We start from the raw sequence: 20,099 nt of genomic DNA on the forward strand, positions 1-20,099 counted from the left end.
GATCGGCGTTCCGCCAGGTGGGAGCGGTGGAGATCTTGGTACGAATCGGCCCCCATAGGGGCCCTTTCGTACCAAGATCTCCACCGCTCCCACCTGGCGGAACGCCGATCTCGCGTGACGGGAGGCGCTCGCCGAACCTCGGGCCCACGCCACCCCCACAACCCCGCGATCTTGCAGTTGCGGCCCCGGGAGCGCCTGTTTCGCGGCTTCTGTCGGGGCCGCAACTCCATGATCGACGGTCGATGTACGCTCCCCCGGACGAGGGAGGGTGGGGCGCGTGGAGCACGACGCTACTCAGGAGCTGCCGGTGACACCTGGCGTGGTCGCGGGCGGGAGCACTTCGGTGTCGGACGAGGTGGTCGAGAAGATCGCGGTGGCCGCCGCGAAGTCGGTGCCCGGGGTGGCCGAGCTGGGCGGCGACATCGCCCGCTTCTTCAACGCCGTGCTGGACCGGGTCGGGCTGGATCAGGTCGGGGACGCGCGGCGCGGCTGCTCGGCGCACGTCACCGACGGGTCGGCAGTGGTCAACCTCGTCCTCGTGATCGATGCCGGCCACCCGGTGCCGCAGGTGACGAACGAGGTGCGGGCCGCTGTGGCGTCCGCGATCGAGGCGTACGGACTGCGCGCCGCCGAGATCAACATCCGGGTCGACGACGTGGCGATGGGTACGCCCACCGTCTGACGAGCGCCGCCCGGCTCAGTCGTGTGCCGGGCGGGTCAGCTCCACCTCGTCGCCCGGCAGCAACTCCACGTCGCCCTCCGGGCCGTGGATCTCGAGCACCGGTACGCCCTCGTCCAGCAGCATGTTCCGGCGCTCGGCACCGGTAGGCATCCGCGCGACGACTCTCGCGCCCGCGGCCAGCTCCACCTGCCTGCGCTGCGGCGTCTCCCGGACCCGCGTGCCGAGCGGACGGCTTGTGGTGACGAGCCCTTCCGACCGCAGCAGCGATATCGCCATCCGGACCGCGTCGCGGCCGATCTGGTGTTCCTGGCTGAGCCGCGACTCGCTGCCGACGCTCGCCCCGGGCGGCAGCGCGCCCGATTCGATCTGCTCTCGGATCAGGTCGGCGAGCTGGACGTAGACCGGCGTGTGCGAGCGCGGATCGATGGTCATGACGTAAGCCTTGTGCCCCGATAGATCTGATCCATCAAGGCTTTATAGCAATGATGGATTGTAGCCATGTTGGATTCTTGCTATGGTCGGAGCGTGTTCGCGCGGTAACCGGCGGACATGACTCCTTCGAGTGCGCTCAATCTCGACTGCCCCGGTGCCGTACCGCGAAGTGACGCTGCGGTGGCGGGGCGGGCGGGTCCGCCCGCGCGCGGCGGGCGGGTGGTCCCGCCCTTCCAGTCCCTTCGACCACGAGAGGCAGGCGTTCGTGCGGTGGAACATCCGGTGGCCCGGTCGGCGCGCGCGAGCCGGTCGCGGCACCACCCAGCCGGGCTGCTACCGGGCGGCCAACTACACGCCGTTGCGCCCCTGGCAGGTGCGGGAACGGCGGTTCCGGACGACGCGGCTGGGCCGGCGCGGGCTCGACCCGGCCGACGTGCACGAGTTCCTCGACCGGGTGGCGCTCGACCTGGCCGACGTCTACCGGGCGCTCGGCGTCAGCCGGGAGGAGACCGCGCGGGTCCGGGACGCGCTGCGGCGCTGGCAGTCCGAGCAGGCGCAGATGCGGATGAACGCGGGAGCGTACCGTCGATGAGTCCCCGCGAGCGGTTCGTCATCCACCTGCCGGTCGTCGCCGGTGACCTGGCCGGCGCCGTACGCCTGGCCCGGGTCGTGGCCCGCTGGTCGGGCGTGCTCGCCCAGGCCGACCCGGGCGAGACCACCGTCTCGGCCGAGGACGAGCAGGGCGTACGCCATCGGGTCTTCTGTGATCTGCGGATGGGAGACGGCCGGCGCTGCCTGCTGCGGGCCGACCACGACGGCCCGTGCGCCCGCCGGCCGCTCCGGTGACCCGCCGCCCGGCCTGCGCACTCGTCGCGACGGGCGGGGGCTGACCGCCGCACGGGTCGATGCACCGTACCGTTGTTCCCAGCGGCGCGAGGCCGCCGTGCGTCGGGAGGTTCGCCATGCCGAAGGGTGTCTCGTTCGCTCCAGTGCGAACCGTGAGGGCGTACGAGGGGATCGTCCGGCAGGTCGAGGAGCGGATCGCCGCCGGGGATCTGCGGCCGGGGGACCGGCTGCCGAGCGAGCGCGAACTGACGACGCAGTTCGACGTCAGCCGGTCCACTGTGCGTGAGGCGCTGCGCGTGCTGGAGAGCAGCGGCCTGATCCGTTCGCGTCCCGGTGACCCGCTCGGGCCGCAGGTGATCGCCTCGACGGCCTCGGCGATGCGCAAGCTGTTCGCCCGGGTCGTGGACAGCCGGCGGCTCGGCGTGGCGGAGTTGCTCCAGTTCCGGATGATCATCGAGTCGGCGGCCGGTTCCGTCGCCGCCCGGATGGCGTCACCGTCCGAGCTGGACGAACTGGAGCAGGCGTTGGCGGGCATGCGGGACGCGGTGGCCGACGGCTACGAGGCGTTCAGCGCGGCCGACGTGCGCTTCCACGAGCACGTCGCCCGGCTGTCCGGGAACGAATTGCTCGTGCTCTGCCTCGACGCGGTCCGGAGCATGGTGCTGGACCTGATCTCCACCAAGCTCGCCGAGGCGCCGGACCGCGAGGCCCTGATGGAACGCACGCTGGCCCACCACCGTCGCGTTCTCGACGCGATGCGCGCCGGTGAGGCCGACGAGGTCACCCGGCTGACCCGCGAGGAACTGCACCGCTACTACGCCGAGTACGTGCCGGAGTCGCGCCGCTCGATGGTGGACGTATTGCTCTGAATCCGCCTGATGTGGCCTGACCTCGGACGATGCAAGGTCGGCCATTAGCTGAGCAGCTCTTCCCTTCAACTGGTCTGACCAGTAGCCTCCCCCACATCACCGTCGTGTACACGGGGGACTCCGCAGTTGACCAATGCCGCGACCGTCCCAAGCTGGGCGGGAGTCGCAGTGCTTCGCATGGGAGAAGCTCCATGAAGTCGTCCAGATTCGCCGCGATCGCCGCGGCAGCCCTGGTCTGTCCGGGACTCGTGCTCGTCGGGTCGCCCGCGTCGGCCAACCCCGCCGCTGGCGCCCCGGGCGCCCACAACGCCATCACCGACGTTCCCGGCATCCAGGTCGGCCAGGTCCAGTCCGACACCGCCCCGTACCTGACCGGCACCTCGGTCGTGTACATGCCGCAGATGTCTGTGGCGAGTGTGGACCAGCGTGGCGGCGCCCCCGCCACCAAGGAGACCGACCTGCTCAGCCCGCTCAACTCGAACCCGGGCGTCAACGCGATCCAGCTCGGCGGTAGCAGCATGTACGGGCTGTCCGCCACCAACGGCATCATCCGCTGGCTGGAGGACCGCGGCGAGGGCGTACGCGTCGGCGCCGGCGGTGTGGCCCCGATCGTTCCGGCCGCGGACATCTTCGACCTCGGCCGTGGCGGTGACCCGAAGGCGCGCACCTCCGCCGAGTGGGGTTACCTCGCGGCGCAGGCCACTTCGGACGGCCCGGTCCGTCAGGGCGGCGTCGGCGGCGGCACCGGCGCCCGTGGCGGCGGCCTGCGCGGCGGCGTCGGCACCGCCAGCGTCCACCTCGGCGACGGCATCTACGTCGGCGCGATGGTGATCGTCAACCCGGCCGGCTCCCCGGTCGACCCGGCCGACTGCACCCTGTACGGCGTCAAGTTCGGCATCGGCAACGAGTTCGCCGGGTACAAGGCTCCCAAGAAGAAGGAGTGCAACCCGCCGAGCACCGCCGCCCAGCAGCCGGCGAACACCACGATCGCCGTGGTCGCCACCAACGCGCCGCTGGAGAAGGCCGCCGCCCAGCGGATGTCCGGCAACGCGCACGACGGCATGGCCCGCGCGATCAGCCCGATCCACACCCTGGGCGACGGTGACACCGTCTTCGCCGTGTCCACCGGCAAGGGCGAGGCGCTGCAGATCAACGACCCGGCCGACACCCGTCAGCTGAACGCCATCTTCAACGCCGGCGCCAGCACGCTGGCCCGTGCCATCGCCAAGGCCGTTCTCTCGTCCGAGAGCATCGGCAACACCACCAGCTACTGCGACCGCTACCCCTCGGCCTGCAAGGGCATGAAGCAGCTCAAGCAGTGGCGTACCCAGGGCAACGCCCCGGACGTGACCCCGGAGACCTTCGCCCAGGCCACGCAGGCGCTGGCGCAGACGCCGGTCCCCGCGCCGGCCGGTGCCGACAACGGCAAGCCCAAGCCCAAGCCGAAGGCCGCTCCGGCGGGCAACACCACGCAGCAGGAGTCGCAGAACGGCATGGTCCTCGCCTCCGACAACACCGGCGGTCCCACGCTCTCCACGGGCGTGACCACGGGCCTGCTGGCCGCCGGCATCCTGGGCGTCGGCCTGCTGGGCATGCACCTGCGGGGTCGCCGCCGGGGGCAGGCTTCCGACCAGCTCGCCTGACACGCACGCCGTCTCACCCTCGCGCCGGTAGCCAGGCGCGTGTGAACGATCGAGGCGGGTTCCGTCCACCCCGGACGGGACCCGCCTCGCTGCGTTCCTCACCCCACCCGCCCCGCGCGGCGCGCCCGGCGTGCGCCTTGCCGATCTTGGACTTGTGGTGGCTCACAAAAGTCGCCACTCGGGCATCCTGGGCGCCACAACTCCAAGATCGGCGGAGTGGGCCGTCACGGCCCGCGCACCTCGAAGCAGGGCAGATGCTGGGCGCGCCGGACGCAGCCGGCCAGGCGTGGGGGGCGTGCCGCCTCGGCGGGTTGCTGCGCAGCGCTGTCGCCGGACTCCAGGGCCGGGCGTACGCAGTTCAGCCCCGGCTCGGCGACGATCGTCGACGTCCCGCGTCCGGGCAACGCGAACCCGGCTCGGCGATGCTCGTGCCGGTGCCCCGGGCGTTGCCCTAGAGGCCGTCGGCCGGCCCGAGCCGCTGCCGGGCCAGCCGGTGTCGGGGCGACCCGAGGCACGCCTGCACCATCACCTCGACCTCCTCGCGCACTGCGGGCCGCCACGCCGACTCGCCCGCCCCGAAGCCCGTCGCCCCGCTGCGCCGGGAGGACCCCGGCTCCCGGGATCCTTCCGGGCCGTCGATCTTGCGCCTTGTGCCCTGACGAAAGGGGTGAATCCCCCCGCACCGGGGGCCGCAACTGCAAGATCGCGGGTGCAGGCACACGTAGAAGGACCTGGTGGGCGGAGCCCACCAGGTCCTTCTACGTCGTGGTGCTGGTTACTTCTTGGAGACCTTGGTGACGTCGAACGACTGGGTCACGGCGTCCTTCGGGTAGCCCTCGACGCCGTCGCGGATCACCGCCAGGTTCGGCAGCAGGAACAGCCAGTCGCTGGCCGCCTCCTGCGAGATGACCTTCGCGGCCTCGGCGAACTTCTTGTCCCGGGTGGCCGCGTCCAGGGCCGTGTCGGCCTCGTTCATGAGCTGCGTGACGGCCGGGTTCTTGTACCGGTAGTAGTACTCCGGCTGGCCGTAGCGGACCAGGTCACGGGGCTCGACGTGGGCGATGATCGACATGTCGTAGTTGGCCTTGCCGAGCACCTTGTCCAGCCACTGCGGCATCTCGACGTTGTTCTGGGTCACCTTGATGCCGACCTCGGCGAGCTGCGAGGCGACGAACTGCGCGGAGGCGCGGGCGTAGCCGGGCGGCGGGACGTCCATGGTCAGGGTGAGCCCGTTCGCGTGACCGGCGTCGGCGAGCAGCTGCTTGGCCTTGGCGGGGTCGTGCGGGAAGTCACCGGTGCGGTCCTCGTACCACGGGTCGCTCGGCGGCACCATGCTGCCGATCTTCGTGCCGTAGCCGGACCACACGGTCTTGATCAGCGCGTCGTGGTCGATCGCGTGGCGGATCGCCTGGCGCACCCGGACGTCGGCCAGCGGGCCCTTGCTGTTGTTCATCGACAGGACGACCTCACCGGTCGTCTTGCCCTCGATCACCTGGAACTGCTTGTTGCCCTTGAACACCTCGAGCAGCTGCGGCGCCTGGATGTTCGCCACGATGTCGAGCTGGCCGGAGAGCATCGCGTTGTTCAGCGCGTTCGCGTCGGTGATGTAGCGGAAGACGGCGGTGGCGACCTTCGCCTTCTCACCCCAGTAGCCGTCGTTGCGCACCAGGGTGATGCTGTCGCCGCGGTTCCACTTGTCGAACTTGAACGGGCCGGTGCCGTTCGGCTTGGTCCCCAGGTCGGTGGCGTTCTCCTTGAGCACCACGCCGACGCGGCCGGCGACGTCGAACAGCCAGCTCTGGCTCGGCCGCGACAGCGTCACCTCCACCGTGGACGCATCCGGCGCCTCGACGGTCTTCACGACCGTCATCTGGGACTTGAACGGGTTCGTCGAGCCCTCCGCGGTCACCCGCTTGAAGCTCCACACCACGTCCTGCGCGGTGAGCTTCTGGCCGTCGTGGAAGGTCACGCCGTCGCGGAGCTTGAACGTGTACTTGGTGCCGTCGTCGGACATCTTCCATTCGCTGGCCAGCAGCGGCTCCACCTCACCGGTGTCCGCGTTCTGGCGCACCAGGCCCTCGTACACGTTGTAGAGCAGGACCTGCGGGATCGCGGCGCCGGCCTCGGCGGTCAGGTCGAGGCTCACCGGCTCGAGGTAGGCACCGAGGGTGACCGTACCGTTGCCGGAACCGCCACCGCCGGTGGTGGTCTCGGAGTCACCATCGCTACTGCACGCGGTCAGAGCCAGCGCCGTGGCGAGCAGCACGGCGGGCAGCGTTATCTTCAGCCGATTCATTCGTGTGTCCCATCGCGAAGAACGCCAAGGGCGCTCGTAGCCTGTGAGGCGGGACACTAGGAGTGTGGTACCTGATGCAAAAGGGCCAGTTCAGCGGGGTCGGCAGGTACCAATCGGCGTCTGACTACCGGGCCACCCGGAATCCGGTGTTGCCACTTGAGGAGTCAACGGTGGTCCGACTCCGTGCGGCCACGCGGTAACGGTTGCAATAAGAGTCGTGGCAGAGGTACGAACCACCCCTGATGACGCTCTCACCTGGTGAGACGTGTCCTCGGCGGTCGCGCCAGGGTTCGGCCGTGAGTTCCCAAACGTTGCCCGCGACGTCGTACAGGCCGTAGCCGTTCGGCGGAAACGCGGTCACCGGAGAGGTGCCCACGAACCCGTCGTCCGCCGTGTTGACAGCGGGAAAGGCGCCCTGCCAGATGTTGCACAGGTGCCGCCCGCCCGGGGTCAGCTCGTCGCCCCAGGCGTAGCGGGCCTGGGACAGCCCGCCGCGTGCCGCGTACTCCCACTCGGCCTCGGCCGCCAGCCGCGTCCCCGACCACTCGCAGTACGCCTCGGCGTCCCGGTGGGAGACGTGGACGACCGGATGCCGCTCGCGTCCGGACAGGCCCGAGCCGGGCCCGTCCGGGGCCGCCCAGCGCGCCCCCTCGACCGCCAGCCACCAGGGCGCGCCCGGCACCGTGGCGTCGAGCACCCACGGGCGCGCGGACGGGGCGAGCAGCAGGTGGAAGACGAAGGACCAGCCGTACCGTTCCGCGTCGGTGCGGTAGCCGGTGGCCTCGACGAAGCGGGCGAACTGCCGGTTCGTCACCGGTGTCGCGGCGATCTCGAACGGGGCCACGGTGACCGGGCGGACCGGCCCTTCCAGGTCCTCGGGGAAGCCCTCCGGATCGTCGGTGCCCATGAGGAAGGTACCGCCGGGCAGCGCGATCAGGTCGTCCGTACCGGCGGGGCCGGCGCGGACGGCACTGGGGCCGGCCGTCGATCCGGCGGCGGCGGGCGGGCGTTTCGGCGCGCAACACGGCGACGGCGGAGGGCTTCCTCCGCCGTCGTCCGGTTCAGCCGATTCGGTGCTCACATCCGCGCTACGCCGGCAGGGCGTCCGCCTGGTACGCGTCCTCGCTGATGGCGGCGGCGACGGCGTCCCCGAAGTCCTCCGTCGACATGCCCATCTCCGGCCCGCGCATCGCGCCCAGGCGCGGCAGCACCGCCTTCACCCCGTCCTCCAGGCTGCGGGCCGCCTCCGGGTGGCCCAGGTGCTCCAGCATCAGCGCGGCGCTGAGGATCGACCCGGCGGGGTTGGCCCAGCCCCGGCCCGCGATGTCGGGCGCGGAGCCGTGCACCGGCTCGAACATGCTCGGCGCCGACCCGGTCGGGTTGAGGTTGCCGCTCGCGGCCAGGCCGAGACCGCCCTGCACGGCCGCGCCGAGGTCGGTGATGATGTCGCCGAACAGGTTGTCGGTGACCACGACGTCGAACCGCTCCGGCTGGGTGACCAGGTAGAGGCACATCGCGTCGACGTGCACGTACTCCACCGAGATCTCCGGGTACTCCGCCGCGACCTCCTCGAAGGTCCGCTGCCACAGGTCGCCGGCGTACGTGAGGATGTTCGCCTTGTGCACCAGGGTCACGTGCTTGCGGCGGGTCAGGGCCAGCCGGAAACCGTGCCGGATGAGGCGTTCGACCCCCTTGCGCGTGTTGACCGACTCCTGGGTGGCGATCTCGTCCGGCCCGCCCCGGTGGATGAAACCGCCGGCACCGACGTAGGCGCCCTCGGTGTTCTCCCGCAGGATCACCAGGTCGCACTGCTCCGGACGCAGCCCGCCGATGGGCGAGGGCACACCTGGTAGCAGCTTGACCGGCCGCAGGTTGACGTACTGGTCGAAAGCGGTCCGCAGATGGATGACCAGGCCGCGTTCCAGCACCCCGGGTGGCACCGAGGGGTCGCCGACGGCGCCGAAGAGAATGGCGTCCGCCTTGGCCAGTTCCCGCTCCACGTCCGGCGGCACGACCTGGCCGGTGATCCGCCAGTAGTCCGCGCCGAGTTCGTAGTCTTCCCAGACCAGGTCCAGCCCGAACCGCTGGGCGGCGGCGTCGCACGCCTTGACCGCCTGCGCGGTGACCTCCGGTCCGATGCCGTCGCCGGGCACCAGCGCGATTCGCTGGGCGCTCATTAGTCCACCTCTGTCCGCGTGCAGGAGACCCTCACCTGCCATCGTCGGCCAAGAGTGGCGGGATCGGGCCCTCCGCAACAGGTCCAGGTCTCCGGCTAGGCTGGTACCAGCGGGATGCGGATGGTGTGCGCAGGAGTGCGACGACGGGACGAGGCGAGATCCCCGCGAGAGGTGGGGAGGTCGAGATGGCGGATTTTCTGCTGCCGGTCAACCCGCAGAGCTCGGTTCCGCTCTACGAGCAGATCATCACGGGGCTCGAGGACGCGATCCTCGCGGGGCAGTACGACGACGGCCCGCTGCCCAGCACCCGCCGTCTGGCCGAGGCGCTGGGCGTCTCCCGGAACACGGTGCTGACCGCGTACGACCGGCTCATGGAGCAGGGCCTGATCGCGACGATTCCCCGGCGCGGCCTCTACGTCTCCTCCGAGGCGGTGGTCCGGATGCGGGCCGCGCGCCGGACCTCCCGCTCCGCGACGCGGCCCATCGACTGGGAGGCACGGCTGCCCGAGCCGCCGCCCACCCCCGTACACCGGGACCCGGCGTGGTCGCGGGCGCCGTTCCCCTTCGTCGTCGGCCAGCCGGATCCCGGCATGTTCCCCACCGGCGCGTGGGAGCGGGCGCAGCGCGAGGCGGTACGGCAGGACGGGCTGTCCCGGGTGATCGGGGACGCCGGCCAGGCCGACGACGCGCAGCTCGTCCGCCAGCTCTGTGAGCACGTGCTGCCGTCGCGTGGCATCTCGGCCGAGCCGAACCAGGTGATGATCACGCTGGGCTCGACGCACGCGCTGCACCTGCTGGCGAGCGTCCTGGTCCGGCCGGGCAGCGTCGTGCTGGTGGAGGACCCGGGCTACCCCGACGCGCGGACGATCATGCAGATGGCGGGCGCCGACGTGGTGCCCGGCCGGGTGGACGAGGACGGCCTCGTCGTGGAGGACCTGCCGGCCGACCTGCACGGCGCGGAGCTGGTGTACGTCACGCCGAGCCACCAGTACCCGACCGGCGCGACGATGTCGGCGTCCCGGCGTGAGGAGCTGCTGCGCCGGGCCGGCGCGGCGGACGCGGTGGTGATCGAGGACGACTACGACCCGGAGATGACGTTCCGGGGCATCCCGGCGGTCGCGGTGCGGGCGCTGGACGACGAGGACCGCGTGGTCTACCTCGGCAGCTTCAGCAAGCTGCTGGCGCCGGGCCTGCGGCTCGGTTACGTGGTGGCGTCCCCGGCGCTGGTGGAGGCGATGCGGGCCCGCTCCCGCTACGTGCTGCGCCACCCGCCCGGACCGATGCAGCGCGCCCTGGCCCGGATGATCGCCAGCCGGGACCTCGCCCGCCACGTGCGGCGTATCCGCGCCCACTACCAGGGGCTGTACGAGGAGATGACGCGCGCGATCGAGCGCCACGTGCGCTGGGGGCCGCAGCCGGTGCCGCGCGGCGGCCTGGCCCGGTGGATCACCGGCCCGCCCGGTCTGGACGCCGGGCAGCTCGCCGTCGACCTGCGCCGCCAGGGTGTCCTGCTCGACCCGGGCGAGCCGTACTGGACCACCCGCCCCACCCCGCGTCACCACTTGCGGCTGGGGTACCAGGTGATGCCGCTGGACCGGATCGACGAGGGGGTCCGGCGGGTCGCCGCGGCCGTAGAAGACCAGGTCCGGCCACGGCTGGTACCCCCACCGACCCGGAAACTGGACGTTCCCCTCCGGGGTCGGAGTTCGTAACCTCCGACGCCATGACGTCGGACACCCATGCCTCCCTCCGCGCCGGCCATCTCGTGGACGAGCAAGCCGTCGTGTCGCTCACCCAGGACCTGGTCCGCATCCCCTCGACCTGGGACGCCGCGCAGGGGCGGAGCGAGCAGCCAGTGGCGGAGCTCGTCGCGCAGGTCATGCGGGGCTTCGGCTGGCGGCCGGAGGTCACCGAGGTCGTTCCCGGGCGGCCCAACGTGGTGGCGGTGGTGGAGGGCGGCCTGCCCGGCCCGACGCTGATGTTCGAGGGGCACACCGACGTCGTCACCGAGGGTTCTCCCGAGGAGTGGACGGTCGACCCGTTCGGCGGCGACATCGTCGACGGGCGGCTGTACGGTCGCGGCTCCGCCGACATGAAGGCCGGCGTCGCCGCGATGATCCACGCGGCCCGGGCCGTCGAGCTGGCCGGACCGTTCCCGGGCCGGATCGTGGTGGCGGCCCTGGTGGACGAGGAGGGCCAGATGCTCGGCGCGAAGCACTTCACCACCACCGCGCTGGCCCGCGAGGTGGACGCCGCGATCATCTGCGAGCCGGAGGCGGAGGAGATCTGCGCGGTCGCCAAGGGCGCGGTCCGCCTGCTGGTCACCTGCACCGGCAAGATGGCGCACGGCGCGATGCCGCAGCACGGCCGCAACCCCGTACCGGCGGTGGCGGAACTGGTGGCCGCGCTCGGCCGGTACCAGAAGGAGCTGCAGGCCGACCCGGGGGAGCACGAGCACCTCGGCCTGACGTTCCTGACCCCCACGGTCCTGGACGCCGGCTCCGCCGACCAGCTCAACGTCATCCCCGGCCGCGCCGTGCTCGGCGTGGACTGCCGGACCGTCCCCGGCGTCGACCACGCCGCGCTCGCCGCGCGCGTGCGCTCCGACGCCGACGAAATCGGCGCCCGGCACGGCGTCACCTTCGCCGTCGAGGTCGTCGACGACCGGCCGTGCGCGGTCACCCCGGAGGACCACCCGATCTCGCTCGCCGTGGCCGACGCGCACCGCGCCGTCACGGGCGCCGAGCCCGTCTTCGGCGGCGTGCCCGGCGCGACCGACGGCACCATCCTGTGGCGCGACAGCGGCATCCCGAACGTGGTGTACGGCCCCGGCCCGAAGTGGATCGCCCACCAGCCCGACGAGTACGTCGAGGTCGACGACATCGTCCGCAAGACCAGGGTCTACGCCGAGGCGGCGCTGGCCTTCCTCACCGGCGCCGCGACGGGTGCGGCGTCGTGACCGCGCAGGAGCTGCTGACCGCGCTGCCCGCCGGCCTGCCGATCGGCGCGGGCTGGGCCACCACCGCGCAGACCGCGCCGGTCCGTTTCCCGTACGACGGCAGCACCGTGACCCAGGCGCCCTGGGGTGACACCGCCGACGCGGAAGCGGCTGTCGACGCCGCGCACGAGGTCGCCGCGGAGATGGCCGGCCTGCCCGGTCACCGGCGGCGCGCCATCCTCACGACAGTCGCCGCCGAGGTCCGCGCCCGCGCCGACGACCTCGCCGAACTGCTGGTCCTGGAGACCGGCAAGCCTCTTGTCGACTGCCGGGTCGAGGTCGCCCGCACGCTCGTCACGCTGGAGACGGCGGCCGAGGAGGTCGGACACCTCACCGGCGAGACGGTGGCACTGGACATGCAGCCGGCCGGCGAGGGCATGCTCGGCTTCTGGGTACGCCGACCGGTCGGCGTCGTCGTCGGCATCACCGGGTTCAACTACCCGCTGCTGCTGGCCGCGCACAAGGTCGCGCCGTCGGCGGCGGCGGGCTGCCCGGTGATCGTCAAGCCGGCGCCGAACACGCCGCTGGCCACGCTGGTGCTGATCGACCTGTTCCGCCGGGCGGGCTGCCCGGCCGCCGGCGTCCAGCTCGTCACCGGCGGTGTCGAGGTCGGCAAGCTCCTGACCACCCACCCGCGCGTCGCCGCCGTGTCGTTCACCGGGTCCGCGCACGTCGGCCACCAGATCGCCCGCGCCGCGGCCCCGCGCAAGGTGCTGCTGGAACTCGGGTCCAACGCGGCGCTCGTCGTCGGCCGCGACGCCGACCTCGACCGGGCTGCGGAAGCGGTCGTACGCGGCGGGTTCTACGCCTCCGGCCAGGCGTGCATCAGCGTGCAGCGGGTGATCGTCGAGGAGCCGGTCCGCGAGGCGCTGCTGGACCGCCTCCGGCCGCTGCTGGCGAACGTCACCACAGGTGATCCCCGGTCCGCCGACACCCGCGTGTCCGCCCTGGTGGACGAGGCGTCCACCGAGCGGGTCCACTCGTGGGTGGACCGCGCGGTCGCCGCCGGGGCGCGCTGCCTGGCCGGCGGTACGGCGCAGGGCCGGGTGCTGCAGCCGACGGTGCTCGTCGACGTCCCCGAGGACGCCGAGTGCTGGGCGGAGGAGATCTTCGGGCCGGTGGTCTGCGTCCGGTCGGTGCCGGACATGGACGCGGCAGTCGAGCTGGTCAACCGGTCCCGCTACGGGCTCCAGGCCGCCGTCTTCACCCGCGACCTGGCGGTGGCCCTCGACGTGGTGCGCCGCCTCGACGTCGGTGGCGTGCTCGTCAACGAGGTGCCCGGCTTCCGCGCCGACAACATGCCGTACGGCGGCGTCAAGGACTCCGGCATCGGCCGGGAGGGACCGCGCTTCGCCATGGAGGAGCTGACCGTGACCAAGATGGTGATGATCAGGCCATGATTCGGAGTGGGAGCACACACGCATGGTGATCTACTTCGTCCGGCGGCTGGCCATCCTCGCGGTATCGCTGTTCGCCGCGTCCATCCTCGTCTTCACGATGCTGGCGCTGCTGCCGGGCGACCAGGCGCAGGCGATGCTCGGCGTGAACGCCACCCCGGAGGCGCTGGAGGCGCTGCGGGAGCAGTTCGGCACGAACCGGCCGTTCACCGAGCGGTACCTCGACTGGGCCGGCGGCCTGATCCGCGGTGACTTCGGCATCTCGCCGCTGAGCGGGGTGTCGGTCGGCTCGGAGATCGCCGACAAGCTCGGCGTGACGGTGCCGCTCATCCTGGCCGGGATGACGCTGGCGCTGCTCATCGCCGTGCCGCTGGGCATCCTCGCCGCGGTGAAGAGCCGTACCGCGATCGGGACGGCGCTGTCCGCGCTGAGCCAGGTCGGCATCGCCGTTCCGTCGTTCTGGCTCGGCATCCTGCTCATCACCGTGTTCGCGGTGAAGTTGCAGTGGCTGCCCGCCGGCGGGTTCACCGGGTGGGACGACGTCGGCGGCGCCGTGCAGGCCCTGCTGATGCCGGCGCTGGTCCTCGGCGTGGCCCAGGGCGCGATCCTGATGCGCTACGTCCGGTCCGCGGTGGTCGAGGTCATGCAGGAGGACTTCATCCAGACCGCGCGGGCCAAGGGCCTCAGCCGCTCGCAGGCGCTGACCCGGCACGCGCTGCGCAACGCAGCCATCCCGGTCATCACCGTCCTCGGCCTGCAACTCGCGACGCTGCTCATCGGCACCGTCGTGATCGAGAACGTCTTCGGCCTGCCCGGTCTCGGCCGGATGCTGCTGCAGGACGTGGGCAACCGCGACCTGCTGAAGGTGCAGGGCACCGTGATGGTGCTGACCGCCGCGGTGCTTCTGATCAACTTCGTCGTCGACGTGGTGTACCACGCGGTCGACCCCAGGCTGAGGAGCAAGGCATGACATCAGTCGCCGACGCCCCACCGGACGCCACCGCCGACGTCGTCGCGGCCGGCCCCGTCAAGCCGCGCCGCCGCTGGAACCTCACGCTGGTGATCGGCGCCGGCCTGGTGGGCCTGGTCGTCCTCACCGCACTCGTGTCGTTCCTCTGGACGCCGTACGACCCCACCCGGGTCGACCCGTCCCAGACGCTGCTCTCCCCGGGCGGGGACCACTGGCTCGGCACCGACCACTTCGGCCGGGACATCGTCAGCCAGCTCCTCGTCGGCGCGCGGACCACACTGTTCGTCGGTGTCGTCGCCGTCGCCATCGCCGCCGCTGTCGGCGTACCGCTGGGTCTGCTCGCCGCCACCGGGCACCGCTGGCTCAGCGAGCCGGTGATGCGGGCGCTGGACATCGTGTTCGCGTTCCCGGCCATCCTGCTGGCGATCATCCTGGCCGCCGGCTTCGGCGCCTCCACGCTCACCGGCATGATCGCCATCGGCGTCGCGAACGTCCCGGTGTTCGGCCGCCTCACCCGGGCCGGCGCGATGCAGGTGCTGCAGAGCGACTTCGTGCTGGCCGCGCGCAGCTACGGCCGCCGCGGTGTGGTGCTCATGGTGCGGTACGTGCTGCCCAACATCGCGGCCCTGCTCATCGTGCAGGCGTCGGTGTCGTTCGCGCACGCGGTGCTCGCCGAGGCGGCGCTGTCCTACCTCGGGTACGGCACCCCGCCACCGACCCCCACCTGGGGCCGGATGCTCCAGGAGGCCCAGAACTACTTCGTCGTGCAGCCGATGCTCGCCGTCTGGCCCGGTCTGGCCATCGCCCTGTCGGTGCTCGGCTTCAACCTCATGGGCGACGGGCTGCGCGACGCCCTCGACCCGCGGCTGAGAGGACGGTGAGCGGCGTGAGCGGGCTCGTGGTGGAGGACCTCGTCGTCAAGGTCCACGACATCCAGGCCGTCAAGGGCGTCTCGTTCGAGATCGGGCGGGGCCGGCGGATGGGGCTCATCGGCGAGTCCGGCTGCGGCAAGTCCCTGACCGCGCTCGCGCTGATGGGCCTGCTGCCCCACGGCGTGACCGCGTCCGGCCGGGTGCTGCTGAACGGCCGGAACCTGCTCGACCTGTCCGACAAGGAGATGTGCGCGGTCCGCGGCAACGACATCGCCATGGTGTTCCAGGAGCCGATGACGGCGCTCAACCCGCTGATGCGGGTGGGCAACCAGGTCGCCGAGTCGCTGCGGCTGCACAAGGGGATGAGCCGGGCCGCGGCCTCCGCCCGTGCGGTCGAACTGCTCGAACGGGTCCAGCTCCCCGAGCCCGACCGGACCGCGCGCAAGTACCCGCACCAGCTCTCCGGCGGCCAGCGCCAGCGCGTCGTCCTGGCCATCGCGCTGGCGTGCGACCCGGCCGTGCTGGTCGCGGACGAGCCCACCACCGCGCTGGACGTCACGGTGCAGGCGGAGATGCTGCGGCTGATGGACACGCTGGTGCGCGAGGAGGGCGCGTCGCTGCTGCTCATCACGCACGACCTGCCGGTCGTCGCGAGCATCTGCGAGGAACTGCTCGTCATGTACGGCGGCTCGATCGTCGAGCACGGCGACGTGGCGACCGTGTTCGACTCGCCCCGGCACCCGTACACGGCGGGCCTGCGGGCGTCCACGGTGCTGGAGAGCACCGACGGGAGCGGCCGGCTGTCCACCATCCCGGGCCGCGTCCCGTCGCTCGGGTCGTTCCCCACCGGCTGCGTGTACCGCAACCGCTGCCCGCGCGCCGACGACGTCTGCGGCACGGTGCCGCTGCTGACGGCGCCGCCCGGCAGCAACCAGCGGGCGGCCTGCCACCACCCGATCGAGAGCGACCAGCCCCTAGGAAGCGGGAAGGCCAGCGCATGACCAGCACCCCGTTGCTTGAAGCCGTCGACGTGGTGCGCGAGTACCGCGCCCCGCGGCGGTCGCTGCGTACGCCGGGCCAGCCGATCCGCGCGCTCGACGGCGTCAGCGTGCAGGTCCACGAGGGCGAGGCGTTCGGCATCGTGGGGGAGAGCGGCTCCGGCAAGTCCACGCTGTCGCGCATCCTCATGGCCCTCGACCAGCCGACGTCCGGCACCGCGTTCTACAACGGCCAGCGGATCAGTGGCGTACCGGAGCGGCGGCTCGGGTTCCTGCGCCGCGACGTGCAGATGGTGCTCCAGGACCCGATGTCGTCGCTGAACCCGCGCATGCGCGTCGCGGACATCATCGCGGAGCCGATGCGCGCGCTGCGCCTGCCCGGCGACCACCGGGCCCGCGTGGCCGAGCTGATGCACTCGGTGGGTCTGCCCGAGGAGGCGGTGACCCGCTACCCGCACCAGTTCTCCGGCGGTCAGCGGCAGCGCATCGCCATCGCCCGTGCCCTCGCGGCCGGGCCGAAGGTCATCGTGGGGGACGAGCCGGTCAGCGCGCTCGACGTCTCGGTGCGCGCGCAGATCCTCAACCTGCTCACCGACCTGGCCGAGCAGTTCAAGCTGACCCTGATCCTGGTCTCCCACGACCTGTCCGTGGTCCGGTACCTCTGCGACCGGATCGCGGTGATGAACCAGGGCCGGATCGTCGAGACGGGTGACACCGAATCGATCTACTCCGACCCCCAGCACCCCTACACCCAGAGGCTGCTGTCCGCGGTGCCCACCCTGAGCGGCGACCTCCTGGACCGATTCAACAGGAGCAGCACATGAGGTTGGTTGACCGCGTCGCCGTCGTCACCGGAGGCGCCAGCGGCATCGGACTGGCCACCGTCGGCCGGCTGGTCGAGGAGGGCGCGCGCGTCGTCATCGCCGACCTCGACGGCGACCGCGCCGCCGAGGCGGCCGCCGGCTTCGGGTCCGCCGTCGTCGGCGTGGCCTGCGACGTCACCCGGGCCGCTGACTGCCGCGCCGCCGTCGAGACCGCCGTCGAGCGGTTCGGGCGGCTCGACCTCATGCACGCGAACGCCGGTACGCCGTTCACCGGACCGGTCGACGAGGTGGACCAGGCGACGCTGGACCGCGTGATCGACGTCAACCTCAAGGGCGCGTTCTGGACCGCGCAGGCGGCCGTGCCCGCGCTGATCGAGGCCGGCGGCGGCTCGATCGTGTTCACCGCGTCCCTGCAGGCCGTCATCGCCCGCCCCCGGTACGCGCCGTACACCGCCGCCAAGCACGGCGTCATCGGCCTGATGAAGGCGCTGGCGCTGGAACTCGCGCCGCACGGCATCCGGGTCAACGCGATCGCCCCGGCGGCGACCGAGACGCCGATGCTGTCGGCGTTCCTCGGTGGCATGGGCGACGTGCCGGACAGCGCCCGGGAGAACTTCCGCGCGTCGATCCCGCTGGGCCGCATGGCGACGCCACGGGACTCCGCCGACGCGGTGGTGTTCCTCGCCAGCGAGGAGGCGCGGATGGTCACGGGCCACACGCTCGTCCTCGACGGCGGCACGACGGCCGGCTGAGGCGTACCGTGACCAGTTCGCTGGCGGACCCTCCGTACGAGGGCACGATCGGACGCACCTACCACGACTCGACGGAGCACTGGAGCGCGCCGCCGTCGGCCGCCCCGGGCACCCCGAACGTGGTGTACGTGCTGCTGGACGACGTCGGGTTCGCCGACTTCGGCTGCTTCGGCGCCGAGATCGACACCCCGACGATCGACCGGCTGGCCGCGTCCGGGCTGCGGTACACCAACTTCCACACGTCGCCGCTGTGCTCGCCGACCCGGGCCAGCGTGCTCACCGGCCGCAACCACCACAGCGTCGGCATGCGCATGCTGTCCAACTTCGACAGCGGCTTCCCCAGCGGCCGGGGCCGGATCACCCACGCCGCCGCCACCGTCGCGGAGATGCTCGCCGACGCCGGGTTCAACACCATGGCGGTCGGCAAGTGGCACGTCGCGCCGCTGGAGCACACCACGCCGTCCGGGCCGTACGACCAGTGGCCGCTGGGGCGCGGCTTCGAGCGGTACTACGGCTTCCTGGAGGCGGAGACCGACAACTTCTATCCGGAGCTGGTCCACGACAACCACCAGGTGGACCCGCCGGCCACCCCGGAGGAGGGCTACCACCTCACCGAGGACCTGACCGACCGGGCCATCGGGTTCGTCCGGGACCAGACGTCGTTCACCCCGGAGAAGCCGTTCTTCCTCTACCTGGCGTACGCCGCGGCGCACGCCCCGCACCAGGCCCCGCCGGAGTACCTGGCGAAGTACCGGGGCCGCTACGACGCCGGCTGGGACGTCGTCCGCGCGGACCGGCACCGGCGGCAGATCGGGCTGGGCATCATCCCGCCGGACGCGCCGCTGCCACCGCACAACCCCGGCGTCGTGCCGTGGGACGACGTGCCGCCGGAGCAGCGCCGCCTGTTCGCCCGCATGCAGGAGGCGTACGCGGCGATGGTCGACCACACCGACGCCCAGCTCGGGCGCTTGGTCGACTTCCTGGAGCGGATCGGCCGCCTCGACAACACGATCTTCGTCCTCATGTCGGACAACGGGGCCAGCCCCGAGGGCACGCCGCTCGGCACGCTCAACCCCACCGCCTTCCAGAACCGGGTGCCGGAGAACCTCCAGGACAGCCTGGACCGGATCGACGAGATCGGCGGCCCGCGGGCGCAGAGCAACTACCCGCTGGGCTGGGCGCAGGTCAGCAACACCCCGTTCCGCCGCTACAAGCAGCACACCCACGAGGGCGGGGTCCGGGTGCCGTTCGTGCTGAGCTGGCCGGCCGGTGACGTGCCCGGCGGGCAGGTGCGCACGCAGTTCCAGCACAGCATCGACGTCACCGCGACGGTGCTCGACCTGGTCGGGGTGCAGCCGCCCGCGGTGCGCCGGGGCGTACCGCAGATGCCGCTGCACGGCCGCAGCTTCCGCGACGGGCTGCGCGACCCGGCGGCGCCGCCGTCGCGGGACCGCCAGTACTTCGAGATGTTCGGCCATCGTGGCATCTACCACCAGGGCTGGAAGGCGGTCGCGTTCCACGAGCGCGGCACCTCGTGGGACGAGGACCGCTGGGAGCTGTACCGGATCGACGAGGACCCGACCGAGAGCCGGGACCTCGCCGCCGAGTACCCGGAGGTGCTGCGGCGTCTCATCGAGGAGTTCTGGATCGAGGCGGCCCGCTACGACGTGCTGCCGCTGGACGACAGGGGATTCGCGGTCCGGGCCCGGGTGCCACGCCCCGGGTCGGTGCGGGACCGGCTGGTCTTCACCTACCTGGCGGGCGTACCGACTGTGTCCGGCGCGGCGGTGCCGCCGACGATGAACCGCTCGCACGCCATCACCGCGCGGGTGCGCCGCACCGACGTGGCGCAGGGCGGCGTGATCGTGGCACTCGGCAACGTCAGCGGCGGCTACGTGCTGCACATCAAGGACAACCGCCTGGTGTACGAGTACAACTACCTCGGCGAGCACCACGTGCTGCGGTCCGAGGGCGAGCTGCCGCTGGGCCCGGTGGAGCTGACCTTCGAGCTGACCAAGACCGCCGACTGCCAGGGCGTCGGCCGGCTGTACGTGGACGGCGAGGCGGCGGGCGCGGCGCTGTTCCCGCGGTTGCTGCCGTTCTTCCACGGGTTCGCGGGCATGGACATCGGGCGCAGCATCCACTCGCCGGTGTCGCCGAGCTACCCGGCCCGGCACGAGTTCTCCGGCGAACTGGAGTACGTGCGGTTCCGGCTGGCCGCGTCCGAGGAGGTCGGCGAGCCCATCGCGGCGGCGGACGACGTCGCGCCGCGGCCGTCGGTCGGCGTGGGGTTCGAGGTCGTGGACTGACGCGCGCGGCGCGTACGGCGACGGCGCGTGGACG

At 72.0% G+C, this 20,099-nt stretch carries 19 protein-coding genes; 15 read left to right on the forward strand and 4 right to left on the reverse strand.

What is annotated here, in order from left to right; all coding sequences use genetic code 11:
• Positions 1-277: 277 nt before the first annotated feature.
• Positions 278-682, forward strand: a complete 405-nt coding sequence (locus BAW75_RS22975) for an Asp23/Gls24 family envelope stress response protein (RefSeq protein WP_030503875.1) — start codon at positions 278-280, stop codon at positions 680-682.
• Between the two features lie 15 nt (positions 683-697).
• Here BAW75_RS22975 and BAW75_RS22980 read toward each other — a convergent pair whose 3' ends face one another.
• Positions 698-1,114 (reverse strand): GntR family transcriptional regulator, encoded by a 417-nt coding sequence (locus BAW75_RS22980; protein ID WP_030503874.1) that lies wholly within the window; start codon positions 1,112-1,114, stop codon positions 698-700.
• Positions 1,115-1,379: 265 nt separating this feature from the next.
• Here BAW75_RS22980 and BAW75_RS22985 point away from each other — a divergent pair, with 265 nt between their 5' ends.
• From BAW75_RS22985 to BAW75_RS32655, 5 genes are all read left to right on the forward strand, one after another.
• On the forward strand, positions 1,380-1,706 hold the full coding sequence (locus BAW75_RS22985) for a DivIVA domain-containing protein (protein WP_409074299.1): 327 nt from the start codon (positions 1,380-1,382) through the stop codon (positions 1,704-1,706).
• Complete coding sequence (locus BAW75_RS22990) at positions 1,703-1,960, forward strand: hypothetical protein (RefSeq protein WP_043328742.1); 258 nt, start codon at positions 1,703-1,705, stop codon at positions 1,958-1,960. The genes BAW75_RS22985 and BAW75_RS22990 overlap by 4 nt, the downstream gene beginning before the upstream one ends.
• A 152-nt stretch (positions 1,961-2,112) precedes the next feature.
• Entirely contained in the window at positions 2,113-2,829 is a 717-nt protein-coding gene (locus BAW75_RS22995; RefSeq protein ID WP_244206229.1) for a FadR/GntR family transcriptional regulator, read from the forward strand.
• A 191-nt stretch (positions 2,830-3,020) separates the two neighbouring features.
• Complete coding sequence (locus BAW75_RS23000; RefSeq protein ID WP_104114884.1) at positions 3,021-4,472, forward strand: P1 family peptidase; 1,452 nt, start codon at positions 3,021-3,023, stop codon at positions 4,470-4,472.
• A 254-nt stretch (positions 4,473-4,726) separates the two neighbouring features.
• The gene (locus BAW75_RS32655) at positions 4,727-4,927 is read left to right on the forward strand and encodes a hypothetical protein (protein ID WP_146074891.1); all 201 of its coding nucleotides are present in this window, start codon (positions 4,727-4,729) and stop codon (positions 4,925-4,927) included.
• 320 nt (positions 4,928-5,247) lie between these two features.
• Here the strand turns inward: BAW75_RS32655 and BAW75_RS23005 are convergent, their stop codons facing one another.
• The 3 genes from BAW75_RS23005 to BAW75_RS23015 form a co-directional block, all read right to left on the reverse strand.
• Positions 5,248-6,768 carry an ABC transporter substrate-binding protein gene (locus BAW75_RS23005; protein ID WP_064447812.1) on the reverse strand — a complete coding sequence of 507 codons (1,521 nt, stop codon included), beginning with the start codon at positions 6,766-6,768 and terminating at the stop codon, positions 5,248-5,250.
• A 124-nt stretch (positions 6,769-6,892) separates the two neighbouring features.
• Positions 6,893-7,849 (reverse strand): formylglycine-generating enzyme family protein, encoded by a 957-nt coding sequence (locus tag BAW75_RS23010; RefSeq protein ID WP_104114885.1) that lies wholly within the window; start codon positions 7,847-7,849, stop codon positions 6,893-6,895.
• Between the two features lie 7 nt (positions 7,850-7,856).
• Positions 7,857-8,945, reverse strand: coding sequence for a 3-isopropylmalate dehydrogenase (locus BAW75_RS23015; RefSeq protein ID WP_064447810.1), 1,089 nt, complete (start codon positions 8,943-8,945; stop codon positions 7,857-7,859).
• Positions 8,946-9,130: 185 nt separating this feature from the next.
• Here BAW75_RS23015 and pdxR point away from each other — a divergent pair, with 185 nt between their 5' ends.
• Genes pdxR through BAW75_RS23060 form a run of 9 tightly spaced genes read left to right on the forward strand, consistent with a single transcriptional unit; the run spans position 9,131 to position 20,065 of the window.
• A complete protein-coding gene (pdxR, locus tag BAW75_RS23020) occupies positions 9,131-10,657 on the forward strand; it encodes a MocR-like pyridoxine biosynthesis transcription factor PdxR (RefSeq protein ID WP_104114886.1) in 1,527 nt (508 codons plus the stop codon).
• A gap of 11 nt (positions 10,658-10,668) precedes the next feature.
• Positions 10,669-11,904 (forward strand): M20 family metallopeptidase, encoded by a 1,236-nt coding sequence (locus BAW75_RS23025; protein ID WP_104114887.1) that lies wholly within the window; start codon positions 10,669-10,671, stop codon positions 11,902-11,904.
• Positions 11,901-13,343 carry an aldehyde dehydrogenase family protein gene (locus BAW75_RS23030; protein WP_104114888.1) on the forward strand — a complete coding sequence of 481 codons (1,443 nt, stop codon included), beginning with the start codon at positions 11,901-11,903 and terminating at the stop codon, positions 13,341-13,343. The genes BAW75_RS23025 and BAW75_RS23030 overlap by 4 nt, the downstream gene beginning before the upstream one ends.
• A 22-nt stretch (positions 13,344-13,365) precedes the next feature.
• Positions 13,366-14,310, forward strand: coding sequence for an ABC transporter permease (locus BAW75_RS23035; RefSeq protein ID WP_104114889.1), 945 nt, complete (start codon positions 13,366-13,368; stop codon positions 14,308-14,310).
• Positions 14,307-15,191 carry an ABC transporter permease gene (locus tag BAW75_RS23040; protein WP_013288207.1) on the forward strand — a complete coding sequence of 295 codons (885 nt, stop codon included), beginning with the start codon at positions 14,307-14,309 and terminating at the stop codon, positions 15,189-15,191. The genes BAW75_RS23035 and BAW75_RS23040 overlap by 4 nt, the downstream gene beginning before the upstream one ends.
• A gap of 5 nt (positions 15,192-15,196) precedes the next feature.
• Positions 15,197-16,183 (forward strand): ABC transporter ATP-binding protein, encoded by a 987-nt coding sequence (locus BAW75_RS23045; RefSeq protein ID WP_244206231.1) that lies wholly within the window; start codon positions 15,197-15,199, stop codon positions 16,181-16,183.
• Positions 16,180-17,004 (forward strand): ATP-binding cassette domain-containing protein, encoded by an 825-nt coding sequence (locus BAW75_RS23050; RefSeq protein ID WP_104114891.1) that lies wholly within the window; start codon positions 16,180-16,182, stop codon positions 17,002-17,004. Before BAW75_RS23045 ends, BAW75_RS23050 begins: the two co-directional genes overlap by 4 nt.
• Positions 17,001-17,756 (forward strand): SDR family NAD(P)-dependent oxidoreductase, encoded by a 756-nt coding sequence (locus BAW75_RS23055; protein WP_104114892.1) that lies wholly within the window; start codon positions 17,001-17,003, stop codon positions 17,754-17,756. Before BAW75_RS23050 ends, BAW75_RS23055 begins: the two co-directional genes overlap by 4 nt.
• Positions 17,757-17,764: 8 nt before the next feature.
• On the forward strand, positions 17,765-20,065 hold the full coding sequence (locus tag BAW75_RS23060; protein ID WP_104114893.1) for an arylsulfatase: 2,301 nt from the start codon (positions 17,765-17,767) through the stop codon (positions 20,063-20,065).
• The last annotated feature ends 34 nt before the right edge of the window (positions 20,066-20,099 follow it).

Origin of the sequence: Micromonospora chalcea (genome assembly GCF_002926165.1) — a bacterium.
Taxonomy (GTDB): Bacteria; Actinomycetota; Actinomycetes; order Mycobacteriales; family Micromonosporaceae; genus Micromonospora; species Micromonospora chalcea.